This window comes from Bacillus sp. MUM 13 (assembly GCF_001866725.1).
GTDB lineage: Bacteria > Bacillota > Bacilli > Bacillales > DSM-1321 > Peribacillus.
The window spans coordinates 78,695-91,908 of sequence record NZ_MLYQ01000025.1 but is presented as its reverse complement, the minus strand read 5'-3'; the positions used below and the strand labels follow the sequence as shown (position 1 = coordinate 91,908).

At 37.8% G+C, this 13,214-nt stretch carries 14 protein-coding genes; 11 read left to right on the top strand and 3 right to left on the bottom strand.

The window, feature by feature from the left end:
* Window positions 1-275 precede the first annotated feature (275 nt).
* Together BIV59_RS07985 and BIV59_RS07980 are read left to right on the top strand one after the other, a co-directional pair.
* The gene (locus BIV59_RS07985) at window positions 276-602 is read left to right on the top strand and encodes a cupin domain-containing protein (protein WP_071350941.1); all 327 of its coding nucleotides are present in this window, start codon (window positions 276-278) and stop codon (window positions 600-602) included.
* A gap of 234 nt (window positions 603-836) precedes the next feature.
* On the top strand, window positions 837-1,052 hold the full coding sequence (locus tag BIV59_RS07980; protein ID WP_071350940.1) for a hypothetical protein: 216 nt from the start codon (window positions 837-839) through the stop codon (window positions 1,050-1,052).
* Here BIV59_RS07980 and BIV59_RS07975 read toward each other — a convergent pair.
* On the bottom strand, window positions 1,045-1,272 hold the full coding sequence (locus BIV59_RS07975) for a hypothetical protein (RefSeq protein WP_071350939.1): 228 nt from the start codon (window positions 1,270-1,272) through the stop codon (window positions 1,045-1,047). The genes BIV59_RS07980 and BIV59_RS07975 overlap by 8 nt on opposite strands.
* Window positions 1,273-1,405: 133 nt before the next feature.
* Here BIV59_RS07975 and BIV59_RS23580 point away from each other — a divergent pair, with 133 nt between their 5' ends.
* Window positions 1,406-1,564: a hypothetical protein gene (locus BIV59_RS23580; RefSeq protein ID WP_170846111.1), complete on the top strand. Its 159-nt coding sequence runs from the start codon at window positions 1,406-1,408 to the stop codon at window positions 1,562-1,564.
* Window positions 1,565-1,622: 58 nt separating this feature from the next.
* Here the strand turns inward: BIV59_RS23580 and BIV59_RS07970 are convergent, their stop codons facing one another.
* On the bottom strand, window positions 1,623-2,726 hold the full coding sequence (locus BIV59_RS07970) for a 5-methyltetrahydropteroyltriglutamate--homocysteine S-methyltransferase (RefSeq protein ID WP_083392087.1): 1,104 nt from the start codon (window positions 2,724-2,726) through the stop codon (window positions 1,623-1,625).
* 231 nt (window positions 2,727-2,957) lie between these two features.
* Between BIV59_RS07970 and BIV59_RS07965 the strand changes: the two genes are divergently transcribed.
* The 8 genes from BIV59_RS07965 (at window position 2,958) to BIV59_RS07925 (ending at window position 11,884) form a co-directional block, all read left to right on the top strand.
* A complete protein-coding gene (locus tag BIV59_RS07965) occupies window positions 2,958-3,806 on the top strand; it encodes an STAS domain-containing protein (RefSeq protein WP_071350937.1) in 849 nt (282 codons plus the stop codon).
* A 230-nt stretch (window positions 3,807-4,036) separates the two neighbouring features.
* On the top strand, window positions 4,037-4,849 hold the full coding sequence (locus BIV59_RS07960) for an STAS domain-containing protein (RefSeq protein ID WP_071350936.1): 813 nt from the start codon (window positions 4,037-4,039) through the stop codon (window positions 4,847-4,849).
* A gap of 170 nt (window positions 4,850-5,019) precedes the next feature.
* Complete coding sequence (locus tag BIV59_RS07955; RefSeq protein ID WP_071350935.1) at window positions 5,020-5,826, top strand: hypothetical protein; 807 nt, start codon at window positions 5,020-5,022, stop codon at window positions 5,824-5,826.
* Window positions 5,827-6,064: 238 nt separating this feature from the next.
* Window positions 6,065-6,805, top strand: coding sequence for a 3'-5' exonuclease (locus BIV59_RS07950; protein ID WP_071350934.1), 741 nt, complete (start codon window positions 6,065-6,067; stop codon window positions 6,803-6,805).
* Between the two features lie 255 nt (window positions 6,806-7,060).
* Window positions 7,061-8,068: an L-glyceraldehyde 3-phosphate reductase gene (mgrA, locus tag BIV59_RS07945; protein WP_071350933.1), complete on the top strand. Its 1,008-nt coding sequence runs from the start codon at window positions 7,061-7,063 to the stop codon at window positions 8,066-8,068.
* 266 nt (window positions 8,069-8,334) lie between these two features.
* On the top strand, window positions 8,335-9,081 hold the full coding sequence (gene map / locus BIV59_RS07940) for a type I methionyl aminopeptidase (protein ID WP_071350932.1): 747 nt from the start codon (window positions 8,335-8,337) through the stop codon (window positions 9,079-9,081).
* A 513-nt stretch (window positions 9,082-9,594) separates the two neighbouring features.
* On the top strand, window positions 9,595-10,377 hold the full coding sequence (locus BIV59_RS07930; protein WP_071350930.1) for a hypothetical protein: 783 nt from the start codon (window positions 9,595-9,597) through the stop codon (window positions 10,375-10,377).
* A 361-nt stretch (window positions 10,378-10,738) separates the two neighbouring features.
* A complete protein-coding gene (locus BIV59_RS07925; RefSeq protein WP_071350929.1) occupies window positions 10,739-11,884 on the top strand; it encodes an acyl-CoA dehydrogenase family protein in 1,146 nt (381 codons plus the stop codon).
* An 895-nt stretch (window positions 11,885-12,779) separates the two neighbouring features.
* Here BIV59_RS07925 and BIV59_RS07920 read toward each other — a convergent pair.
* A complete protein-coding gene (locus tag BIV59_RS07920) occupies window positions 12,780-13,166 on the bottom strand; it encodes a hypothetical protein (protein ID WP_071350928.1) in 387 nt (128 codons plus the stop codon).
* Between the last annotated feature and the right edge of the window lie 48 nt (window positions 13,167-13,214).

The following is a 13,214-nucleotide window of genomic DNA, read 5'->3' as shown; positions in this document are numbered from 1 at the left end:
TATTTAAGTTGACCCCTATGATTTGGTAAATGTTAATATCCGGAAATCAGCCGGCAATACAAAAATGACTATTTTTAAGAATTAGTAGTTTGAAAAATCTAAATGTTTTGTTATAATAGTGAGTACAGAAGGCTGCATCTCTATAAGGTTCAGTGATTGAAAGCATTTTGAGTCGGTCAGTTAAAAAACAAGTTTATTTAAACTTTATTCAGGGTAATTAATTAGTACACATTTACTGCTTAACACTAAAGATGATCTTAAGGAGGAGGAATTACATGCAAGTACTATCAATCGAAACACTTCAAGAAGATCCGAAGGCACCTGTTTCCATGAGATCCGTTTTTTCACATTGTGCTTTAACCGGTAATTTGAATTTGCAAAAAAATATTATTCCGCCTGGTAAGCGTATTCCTCTTTCGGAAATATCAGATCATGGGGAAAATGTTTATTCAATCATCACAAACGGCTCCATTGTAACGGAAACTACAGGTGAAACACACAGGATTTCGGAGGGTGAAACAATTTTTATATCGGCAGGGCATGAGCATATTGCTTATAATGACGGAAATGAAGACTGCGAAATCCTCTGCGTTCATATCTGATAGATATTTAAACATGAAGCCTTGAGAAATCAAGGCTTATTTTATGCTGTAAAAACGTCATTAACTGATACTAATAGCTTGCATGCTTAATTCTTGTCCTATATTGTCCCTAAATCCGTAAGCTTCAAGTGCTTTTACAGAATTGCTATTGTTCCTTGAAAGAAGCTTTTGAACAAGCCTCAAGGTATAAAATATCTGTTAAGAAGGCATAACACTAACAGGAGGTGTTCACTGATGGATATATTAGAACCTAAAAAATTCGAAATTCATAAAGATGGAAGTTATACAGAATGCCATTATGAACAAGTAAAGGCAGGAGACCATTTTAGAATGTTTCATCCGGATGGCCAGCCCTTCTTATATGAACATGATGACAATGAAACCTATCAGGCTGCATCACATCCATATTTTGATGATGAATTGGGTGTCTGGTTTATAGAGATTAAATAAAAAAATAAGGGATCTGAATTTTGAGGATTAATTCCTTTTTATGGAATTTTGACTTTTCTTCAAGCTTTTTCATTTCATCTTCATATTTTGTTTCTGTTTCTATCCGGCTCATGTCTATATGCCAGACTACCATTTCCTTCATTTCAGGCCCCATTAGCAGATACAGAAATAGCGCAAGGGAAGTTCCTCCTTTAGCAAGTTTGAAAAGAATTTGTTCCAATTAATTTTTCCTTTTTTATAAGTAATTGTATGGGATACATAAATAAGGTTCTGTATTTACAAATAGCAAGGTAATGCTGATTAAAGTGCAGGCGGTTAGGGCATACTTCTGAAAAATGATAAGGAGATTACCAATGAAATGCTCTATGTGTAAAAGAAAAAAAGAAATTGTCTACAATAATATGGGAAACCAATATTGTGATGATTGCTGGTCTGTCGTGACGATTCCTTATGACACTCTGGTAAGCCAGGGGATGGCTTATTTGCCGTCAAATGATGAGAAGCATCTCTAACATGCAGATGCAAAAAACCTTCCAAATATGACTTTTGGAAGGTTTTTCAGAAGAAGGGTTATGTCCAGATTTCTTCGGCTATTGAAACGACATGTCTAATCTTGTTCCATTGCTGTTCTTCTGTAAGAAGATTTCCTTCTTCAGTAGAAGCAAACCCGCACTGAGGGCTTAAGCATAACTGATTAAGATCTACATAATGTGCAGCTTCCTTAATTCTTTGCTTAATTTTCTGCGGATCCTCCAGTTCGCCATATTTAGAAGTTATCAGCCCCAATACAATTTGAAGATCATGCGTATTAACATAGCGCAGGGGTTCGAATCCGCCTGAACGTTCATCATCGAACTCTAAAAACAAGCCATCAACCTTTAATTGCCCAAAAATGATATCAGATACACTTTCATAACCTCCGCTTGCTGTATAAGAAGATTTGAAATTCCCTCTGCAGATGTGCATGGTAATGGTCATATCCTCGGGTTTTCCTTCGATGCTTTCATTGATGCAGCGTGCAAAAAGCTCTGCAAGCTCTTCAGAATTAAACCCTTTATCTACAATCTGCTTTTGTCCTTTCTCTGAGAAAAAAACGGACCAAGATGTATCATCAAGCTGCAGGTAGCGGCACCCTGCAGCATAAAATGCTTTTATGGCATCTTGATAGGCAGTTACCAGATCAGAAAACAGTTCATTTTTTTCCGGATACGCTTCTTTTTCTATATTCCCTCTAAAAAAAAGCATATTCGGACTTGGAATGGTAAATTTAGCAATATGGTCACCGGCCAAGCTTTGAAGGAACTTAAAGTCTTCAAGCATGGGATGATTCCCGAATTTTACCTTGCCAGTCACTTTCACTCCATGTGACTTCGTCTCGATACCATTAAATTGGATGCCTCTGTCTGTTTCATATAACTCAACACCATCCAGCCCGGATAAAAAGTCAAAGTGCCACCATGCGCGTCTGAACTCACCATCCGTTACGGCGGATAATCCCGCCTCTTTTTGCTTCTTAACGAGAGAAATAATTTCCTCATCTTCAATAGAACGCAGCTGATCAGCGGTAATTTCCCCGTTTTGTTTTTGCAAACGGGCTATTTTTATTCTTTCCGGCCTTAAAAAACTGCCAACATGGTCAGCTTTAAAGGGGCCTTTTAGCAGTGTCTTTGTCATAATCATTCATCCCCTTTTATTTAGTATACGATCTATTATACCGAAAAAATGTCCTGAAAAGAAATATTTATCGAAAATTCTATTTATTCCAAAAGGTCTCTGTCTTTTAAAGAAAATTAAAAAAGGCCTTCCAGGAAAATAGAATGTATACTTTAACTTAACATAGACTTTTTTTTAGTATTGTGTTGTTATATTAATAGGCAATATTTAAATTATTCCCTGGAGGAAACAATGAAAACTGAATTAGATTACTTGGGAGATTTAATCATAAAAAATAAAGAAGCTATTGTGAAAGAAGTTAACGAAATGAGATTAGAGGGAGTCTCTGCGGAAGAACGCAACCAGTTTGCTCATATTGAAAAAGAAATCCTTCAAAAGAGGGATGGTTTAATCAGCATGTTTGGTGATGCCCTTAAACAGTTATATGATGAAGAGGCAATGGATGCAAAGCTTGCAAAATGGGGCAAGGAAACCGGAGAATATATTTTCAATCTGGGCATTCCACTGGATGAAGCACTGCTCGATACAGCTGCATACCGGAAAAGCATATGGAAAGCAGTCAGCGCAGGGATTAATGAAAAAGGGATGTCAGCTGATTTGGTTCTCAAAGCTGGGAGCATTATTGACCCCTTGTTAGATAAAGCAGCCTACTTTTTCAGTTTGACTTTTATTAAATATCATCAAACAACGCTGGAAAATGCCAAAAGTGCATTTTTAGAATTATCAGTTCCTGTTGTTCCCCTAACCCAGGGAGTCGGTATTCTTCCATTGATCGGGAATATAGACACAGAAAGAGCGGCCTTATTAATGGAAGAAACCTTGAAGCAGGCAGGGAAATTAAAATTATCTCACTTAATCGTGGACCTGTCTGGTGTCATGATTGTGGATACAATGGTTGCAAATCAAATTTTCAAGGTAATAGATGCCTTAAGGCTGCTTGGAGTGAAGACAATTGTCACCGGTGTCCGTCCTGAAATTGCCCAGACTGTTATAAATATCGGCATCGATTTTAAAGATATCGAAGTAAAGGGTAACCTTCAGAAAGCCCTGATGGGATTAGAAAATATGCAAACGCCATAAGACATAGCGGAATTTTCTGCTTTGTCTTTTCCTTTTAATGTAGCCGGCAAGCCCTTTTTAGAGACGATTTTTCAGCAGATTACAGGTTATGGAGTACTGCTAGTGAAATATTATAAAACTTTTCGGCATGTTTTTATTTACTGCTTTTTAAAAAATATGTTATGAATATATTAACCATCTTTCCACTTTCCACATAAACTTATCAAAATAAAGTAGGACGTGACCTAAATTTGAATAAAATATCTTTGATCGCCAACTACCTGATAGAACATGCACATATATTAACAGATGGAATTGTTGATGAAATTATAAAAAATTTTGATTTTGAGGTTCCTGCAAAAGACATAGATGATGCACGAGTGATGTATGTAGAATTTCTTAAATTCCTGGGTGAATCCATTACATGTACGGAAGGTTCTGTACCTGAAAGCTTGATTAAATGGAGTAAGGAAAATGGCGAAAAAACTGCCCATTCAGGCGGGCATATATCTGATATTCTCCTTCGATATCCAGAAACAAGGATAGCTTTTGCAGATTATTTTCTAAAACTCGGATTAAAGCATCAGCTTAATACAGATGAGGTTGTTCTCATTCTAAAAAGAGTCAATCACATGCTGGATTTGAGTATTAATGAAACAGTATTTGCTTTTGAACGCCGCAATCAGGAAATATTGAAAACGGCTAAAAATGAGATAGATAAACTTTCATCACCAATTGTGCCGATCCAGGATGGACTTGCTGTACTGCCTTTAATCGGATCGATTGATTCTGACAGAGCAGATCATTTGATTAATACAGTTATCCCAAAAATCCCAGCTCATGAAGTCACTTGTCTGATTATAGACTTCTCTGGAATAATTACGATTGATACAACTGTTTCAAGCCATATTTTCAATGTTTATAAAGTTCTTCGCCTGCTGGGCATTCAGGTCATTTTTACCGGAATCAGGCCGGAACTTGCTTCGAGGGTGATTGAGTCAGGAGCTGACTTTTCTTCGTTCCAGGTGTATGCTACTGTCAAACAGGCAATTGAGGCCATGTGACTTGCCGCAAGATATCCAAATGAAAAACGGGCCATTTTCTTTAAAGGCGAAGAAGATGGCCTGTTTTGTTATGTAAGGTGCAAGTCTATCATTTTAAAAAGATTTTAGTGAATCCTCGATTTTTTGATTTGCTATAATATAAAATGACAATACAGAAAGGGGAACAATCATTGAATCGATTATTATTAGTGCTGGTTCTTTTTTGCAGCGCCAGTTTATTGGCTGGCTGCAATACCGTTCGCGTTCCTATGGAAATGAATCATAACATGAACAGTATGAATATGAATGTTACACCTACAAAGTCGGATTGGAAAACCCCAACTATAATGAAACCAAATAAACAGGTGCCGATCTCTATTTTTATCAAAGATAAGTCCGGCCAGCTTATTCAGAAATTCGATACTGTTCATGAAAAAAAGATGCACTTAATCATTGTTAACAAGGATCTTACATACTTCTCACATATTCATCCTGTTTATAAAGGGAATGGCCGCTTTGATATATCTGCCGCGTTTCCCGCAGGCGGGGACTATAAACTCATCTCCGAATTTACACCTAAAGGAAGCGGCGATAATGGTGTAGCCCAGCATGTGCTGCATATTTCAGGTGAAAAGCCTGCGGCAATGCCTATTGTGCCAGACACATCCTTAACCAAGACTATAAATGGAAAAGAAGTAACATTAACATTTGATCATGTTATGGCCCGCATGAATCTGAATATGACGTTCAAAATACGAGATGCCAAAACAAATAAACCTGCCAGTCTGCAGCCTTATTTAGGAGCTATGGGGCATTGTGTGGCAATCAGTGATGATTGGAACCATTACCTGCATATTCATCCGATGAAATCAGACTGGAAAAAGTCAAAGGTTACTTTCATGACAAGATTTCCTGAAAAGGGAACTTATAAAATATGGGGACAATTTCAGCAGGACGGACAGGTTTTCGTTGTTCCTTTTGTTGTAAAAGTTCCGTAAAAAGCAGCAATTGCTGCTTTTTTGCCTTTATACAACATATTGATATTTTCGGCTAAAACGTACGTTTGACCACTTTCTTTTAAGAGGGAAGATTGCTGTAATTTTGAAACTATGTGATACCGTTACGTTCTTTTTGAGATGGTGTGCTATAATTAAGTTTATTAAAAAAATTTCACAGCCTTGATTAAAGGCTGATTTTTTATATATTGCAATAAATTTATAGTCAGGAGTTTATGTCATGAATGCAATTGTTTTTGATTTGGAAACCATCCGTACTCATCAAAAGGGACAAGAGCGGCATATCATTGAAATTGGAGCGGTAAAGATAGACATGGAAGCAAATGCATCAGCAGCTATTGATGTTTTTCAGCAATATGTTATGCCTCCTGGTAATTATATACCCAAGAGCTCCCGCCAAATGATAGGCATGAAAAAGGAAGAAATGAAAAATGCTATTTCTCTGCAGAAAGCTATAAAGAAGCTAAAAGAGTGGATAGGCGAAGAAGATTATCATCTTTGCAGCTGGAGCAGGTCAGATTTGGATATTATTCAGCATAATTATATAGTTAATAGATTTGATGTCAACTGGGTAAAAAATTACAATGATATCCAGCTTCCGATTTCTCGGGCCCTGTCGGATATAAATCACGTTTTAGGGCTGAAAAAAGCAATTGAATTAGGAGAAATCCCTATGGAAGGCAAATGGCACAGCGGATTGGCTGACTCTATCAATACAGCCAATCTCCTTGTTAAATACCGCCATGCTGTAGAGCTGAAAAAGACGGCAATTTATGAAGTGTTTTCTATATTCAGCAGCAGGTTATATACCACATGCAAAGAATGCAAAGAAACAAAATACCATACTGAATTTTTTAAAAAGCGCACAACATGCCTTTCTTGTGAAATTGAGAAAAAAATGCAATATGAGCTGCAAAAACAGGAGAAAACGACTTCTGAAGAAGCTATTACAACAAAGTAGGTTTTATTATAGCTGAGTCCAAAACAGTATTGAAGAATAGAAATAGCCCGTAATCCTTACTGGCTTTGATGCATGTTATCAAAATATATTGAAAGAATGCAGATGACCGGAAAGTCATCTGCATTCTTTTCGCTGGTATGTAAACGCTATCTTTGTTATCCTTTGGATACAGAAACAGACAACTCAGGAAATATTCTAGAGATGTTCAATTTATACTGGAGAAGATGATTATTTTAGAAATGGGGAGAAGAAAACATGGTCTACCAGGCAGCTGAAAATCGATACGAAAGTATGAAATATAATCGGAGCGGAAAATCAGGACTTATGCTTCCTGCCATTTCACTTGGGCTTTGGCATAATTTTGGCGGTGTTGATACATTTGAAAATGGCCGGGCTATGCTAAGGCGAGCCTTTGATCTTGGAATTACCCATTTTGACTTGGCAAACAATTATGGTCCGCCTGCTGGATCTGCAGAAGAACTGTTTGGGGAAATGCTGAAAACTGACTTTGCTCCTTATCGTGATGAAATGATTATTTCCACTAAAGCTGGCTATTATATGTGGCCTGGCCCATACGGAGATTGGGGTTCGAGAAAATATCTTACGGCAAGCCTGGACCAGAGCTTAAAACGGATGGGGCTTGACTATGTTGATATATTTTACTCACACCGCCCTGACCTGAATACTCCGCTTGAAGAAACGATGGGTGCGCTGGATTCTATAGTACGGCAGGGAAAGGCCCTCTATGTGGGCATTTCAAGTTATAGTGCGGAGCAAACAGAAGAAGCGGTTAAAATCTTGAATGGTTTAGGCACACCGCTTGTTATTCATCAGCCAAACTATTCTATGCTGAACAGATGGATTGAAGATGGCCTTCAGGATGTTCTGCAGGAAAATGGCGTAGGATCGATAGCCTTTTGCCCATTAGCGCAGGGATTGCTGACCAGCAAATATCTCCATGGAATTCCGGACGGGTCAAGAGCTTCAAAATCTACAGGTGCACTTAGCGAAGAGCGGGTCACAGAAGACGTAATCAGCCGGGTGCAAAAGCTGAATAACCTGGCTTCAGAACGGGGCCAGAATCTTGCGCAAATGTCCCTAGCGTGGGTATTAAGAAATGGCAGGGTAACATCAGCTTTAATCGGTGCAAGCCGTGTAAGCCAAATCGAAGAAAATGTAGAAGCGCTTAATAATCTGGATTTCTCACAGGATGAGCTTGAAATCATTGAAAATATTCTGAGCGGCGGAACTGATGAAAAATAATCTTAACTTTAAGACCCAGCCGATAATAATAGAATGCATCCAAAATCCCTGCTGCGTATGATAAGCAGGGATTTTTTGCTTTGAACGGAAGTTTACTGAGAAGGCATCATAATCGGGCTGATTATACCAAAACAATATGTATGCGTCAGCCAACTGTCTAATCGCCGGGCTTTTTGTTGCAATTTATTAGTGAAAAGGAATATGATAGTAAAGGATTATTTAAGAGATAAGGGACAAATTAATTGAAATGAAAGAGGATTTAAAACATGATTAATTTAAAAAGTGAACGAGAGATAGAGTTAATGCACGAAGCAGGAAAGCTGCTGGCTGCAACACACAGGGAAATTGCAAAAATGATTAAACCAGGTATTACTACAGCCGATATTGAAGAGTTTGTCGAAAGGTACCTAGCCGAGCACGGTGCTACGGCAGAACAAAAAGGCTATCAAGGTTATAAGTATGCAACATGTGCTTCAGTAAATGACGAAATCTGCCATGGCTTTCCTACGAAAAAACCTCTTAAAGAAGGCGATATCGTTACAATCGATATGGTTGTGAATTTAAACGGCGGTTTAGCTGACTCTGCTTGGACATATCCTGTCGGCGAAGTTTCAAATGAAACCGCCCGCCTTCTTGAAGTGACAAAGAACTCGCTTTATAAAGCCATTGAACAGGCGCAGGCAGGCAACAGGCTAGGTGACATCGGACATGCCATTCAATCATATGTTGAAGGCGAAAAATACTCAGTTGTCCGCGATTTCACCGGACATGGCATAGGAAAAACCATTCATGAAGATCCGACGGTCCTGCATTACGGCAAACCAGGTAAAGGCATGAGACTAAAGGAAGGGATGGTCATCACTATTGAGCCAATGGTTAACGCCGGCACATGGCATTCTAAAATGGATAATAACGGATGGACTGCCCGCACTGCGGACGGGAAACTCTCAGCGCAGTATGAACATACCATTGTTATTACAAAAGAAGGCCCTAAAATTTTGACTGAACAATAAAAAAAAGACCTGAAAGCCAGAACACACACTGGTTTCAGGTCTTTTTTTTATCATTATCCACAAATAGAACATAGGTTCTCATACCGGTAAAAAGAGCATTTTGACCATTTTCATAAAAATTCTGGGCAGATTTGTTAATTTCGGTAATTACAAAAAGGGAGAGCGGATTATGTAATAAAATTATAAACTGCTGGAATTTCGGAAAACAGGGATTTGTCAAAAAAACCAGGGCAAAAAACATGGTGTTCCTCTTGTAACGAGATCTTTTTATTCATAATAAGTCAAAGGATAGTCAGCAAACAAAAAATATTTCAAAAATAACCTCGCTAGAATATATATTCATCTCATCTATCATTATTATTATTGAAAAATGAATGTATGTTCCATTAAGAGGGTAAAAGTTCTATAAACATAAAATTTATAGATTAGCAGGAATTTTCGTCTGTGATATAGAACACATATTCTATCGAGCTGTTTGTTAAACGAAATGCTCTAAAGATAGGGGATGAAAGAATGGAGAAAGGCCAAAAAGATGTCGTAACCGTTGAAACGACTGGATTAAGCCAGCGTGAATTTTTAACTCTTTTTTTGCTGCATACCTTATCACTGAAATCTAACTATCCGAGGGCAATCCACCAGGATTTAAAAAGTATGTTTACTGGAAAGGTGCATAGCTATGACTATTTATGTAAAATCGCCAATAATCTTGTCGAATCTGGTCACTTAGAATTATACACGAATAAAAGAAGAAATTTTTATAAAATTAATTTAAAAGGCAAAGAATTACTGTCCTGGTATCATGGCAACTTTGCTGTCAGGCTCAAAGAAGTTAAAAAGGTCATTGACAGGTTCATGTTTGATCTAACTGGTTCTGGTATAAATCCCCCGGTGCAGCATGATCTCCCTGAAGAATACCGAAGCTACTTTTCGAAAATTATCTCCGTCAAAGATTTGGTCCGGTACAGTACTCTTAAGGTCGCATTCCACAGAAAAACCTTTTATATGGGAGAGGTGGGGGAACTGCTAAAGGCGAAATTCGGCTGGATAGCAAGCAATGGGTATTTATATGACTTATCACACGAAATGGAAGAAGGAGACCTGCTGATTGGCTGGTGGGAAAGCGAAAAACGCACTAAACGCCAGCTTCGGATTACCCCGGAAGGAGAACATCATTATAAGCAAATAGCAGATTCTGCTGCCTACCGGGTACAGGAAATCCAAAAATATATTTCAGCAGTATTAACCTTTTTAGGTGAAAATGAAGAAACGGGTTCAAATCAAAGTAAGGGTGAGTAAACAAATGCAAATACAGGCAAAGCATTCAGTATTGCAGAATAAAATGAATACTTTCCGCACACGACTTCATCAGATTATTATTATGTAAACAAACATCAAAGTGACCGCCTAAGGGCTGCTTAGATGTTTGCAGTGTAAAATATAAAAGAAGTACTCTACGTCCGGATAAGTGTATTCAGAGCTATCTGAAGGGCATCGCAGACCCAAATGCCTGATTCTGCTGATCTATTGAATTTCTTTCGCTGTCATCGGTGCAAATTTGAACAAGATTAAAGCTAACTATAAAGGCACTTCATTTATACAATACTTTGAGGAGTGTTAAAATGGATTTTAGAGTTTCATATACGAAAGGATGAGTTAGGTGTCTTTTTTTCAAACAGAGGAACAAAAAGAATATATCAATAAACTGGAACTAGCCATTGCCTCTTTTTCCGAAAGAGAACAAGAGCTTGATGAAAGCAGAAGTTTTCCATACCAAAATATTCGTGAATTAAAAGATTTTGGGTATACTGCTTTAACTTTGCCTAAGGAATACGGAGGCAGGGGCGGCACTTTGTATGACTTTCTGTTAGGGCAGGAACTTATTGCATCGAAATCCGGCTCAACAGCTCTTTCAATTGGCTGGCATTTAGGCGGGATCATGGAAATCAATGAACGGAAAAATTGGAACAGCGAAGTCAAAGAAGAATTAATGAAGAATGTAGCAAAAGGAGCTTTGGTAAACAGGGCGGCAACTGAGCCAAAAACAGGCAGCCCAACCAGAGGCGGAAGGCCAGAGACTACAGCCATATTGGAAGGCAGCAGCTATATTATCACTGGCAGGAAAACATTCACAAGCCTTTCTCCCATGCTTGATTATTTTATTGTAAGTGCATGGGTGCCGAAAGACGAATCCATTGGCTGGTTCCTTATACATCGTGATTCAGCTGGAGTGAGCATTGAAGAAACGTGGGATGTGATCTCCATGCAAGGAACCGGCAGCCATGACTTGGTAATGGATTCTGTTAAGGTAGATACAAAATATTACGTGGAAAATCAAACTAAACGATCTGCAAAAGGTGCTCCATGGCTTCTACATATTCCGGCTTGTTATATTGGAATTGCAGCTGCAGCAAGGGATTATAGTGTTTCCTTTGCTAAAACGTATACTCCAAACAGCTTGCCAGGCCCAATAGCGGAGCTTCCAAATGTACAAAGGTTGATTGGTGAAATGGATCTAGAGCTTCTTCAAGCAAGGCATTTCCTTTATTCAGTTGCTGAAAAATGGGAACAGCAGCCCAAGGAGCATGAAAAACTTACCGTCGATTTGGCTGCTGTCAAAACAAGTATTACTAATAGTGCCATTAAAATCGTCGATATGGCCATGAGAATTGCAGGAGCACAAAGCTTGCAACGAAAAAGCCCCTTACAGCGTTTTTATCGTGATGTACGTGCAGGACTTCACAATCCGCCCATGGATGATGCAGTCATATCTTTGCTGGCAAAAACAGCTTTATCAGAAGAATAGACAATTAGCCGCCTGATATCAAAGGCGGTTTTTATTTTGGAATAAACACATTCATTACTGCAGCAGACCGCTTGAGCATAAATATATTATCTGATAAGGCAGCAAAACATTGACCGGGAGATATTATGTAAACTGAATAGAGGAAGAGTTAAAATTTCTAAAAGCAAGCGAAATATTTATTAATATTATTAAGCCGATTATTAAATAATATATAGAATGGAACCAATGAACCTGGGAATGAATGTATGATTTGAATAAAATCAGACCATATTCCAGATAGCCATATAAGTTCCTCATAAAATACACTGTTAAACTGTGTACATAAACACATAAACATACATCCGAACGGTGGTTTAATGAATTGTTTTTTTATTAATGAAATAAAAGCTGATATCATTCCAAAATTTTTCTTTTGTCTCAATATAAGTAGTATTCTTGGTTTGTGAGACAAAATCTTATATAATCTGATGACTTCCTATAATATATATTATGTAAACTAGAAAAATAGATAAAATAATACAAACAGTATTTGGCTTTATGTCTTCTGCCCTTTCCTTCTTTCGTAATTCGCACCAGGTAATGATCCGGTGTCCGGTCATAAACCATAGTCATCAGAGTTCTGACTATGGTTTATTGTTTATGTTCTATCACAAACCCGTATAGTGCAGCCCAGTACATAATCTTCTAATATTAAGATCTATTACGCATTTTTTCTATATGGCAAAAGATAAATGAATCATCCAACCTTCATATATTGCATTTGATCTCAGCACGAGCTATTCAGGAAATCGTCATCTTAGGTTTAGTACCCCTGATTCTATTGTAATTGAGCCTGAGCAAATTCCATTGTATTATAGACCGAGTTCCAATGATGGCTCTTTTTAAAATTTTATCCTTATTCAACAGGATCGCCGCCAAAGGATTCAGAAGTAAATTGCCAGGTAGCCCTATCAGCTGCTATTTTACGGAATTCCTCCGGTTCAATCCAATCTTGTGGCTGAAATTCATTAATTGGTACAAGTTCCAGGTGGTTTGTACCTTCCTCTGCATTTATGTTTTCTACAATTTCACCATACTTTTTGTAATAATTCTCTTTTTGCTCTGGAGTTAATTTTAAAGTAATTATTGACAAAACTCTTTCTTTGTTTGCGGCAGGGATATTCATAGCCTCTGTTGATTGTCCATTAGTCATATCTTCCGCAGATTTTTTTGCTGCATTTGTACTGCATCCAGCTAACATACATGCTCCAATTAAAATCCCTGTATAAAAATAATTCTTCACCGTTTTCCCTCCTCTGTAATCTTAATATTACCATAAATATCCAAAAAA

Excerpts from the sequence above, each read along its gene's own strand:
- BIV59_RS07985 (WP_071350941.1), top strand. The coding sequence starts at position 276 with ATGCAAGTACTATCAATCGAAACACTTCAAGAAGATCCGAAGGCACCT.
- BIV59_RS07980 (WP_071350940.1), top strand. The coding sequence starts at position 837 with ATGGATATATTAGAACCTAAAAAATTCGAAATTCATAAAGATGGAAGT.
- BIV59_RS23580 (WP_170846111.1), top strand. The coding sequence starts at position 1,406 with ATGAAATGCTCTATGTGTAAAAGAAAAAAAGAAATTGTCTACAATAAT.
- BIV59_RS07970 (WP_083392087.1), bottom strand. The coding sequence starts at position 2,726 with ATGACAAAGACACTGCTAAAAGGCCCCTTTAAAGCTGACCATGTTGGC.
- BIV59_RS07965 (WP_071350937.1), top strand. The coding sequence starts at position 2,958 with ATGAAAACTGAATTAGATTACTTGGGAGATTTAATCATAAAAAATAAA.
- BIV59_RS07950 (WP_071350934.1), top strand. The coding sequence starts at position 6,065 with ATGAATGCAATTGTTTTTGATTTGGAAACCATCCGTACTCATCAAAAG.
- mgrA (WP_071350933.1), top strand. The coding sequence starts at position 7,061 with ATGGTCTACCAGGCAGCTGAAAATCGATACGAAAGTATGAAATATAAT.
- map (WP_071350932.1), top strand. The coding sequence starts at position 8,335 with ATGATTAATTTAAAAAGTGAACGAGAGATAGAGTTAATGCACGAAGCA.
- BIV59_RS07930 (WP_071350930.1), top strand. The coding sequence starts at position 9,595 with ATGGAGAAAGGCCAAAAAGATGTCGTAACCGTTGAAACGACTGGATTA.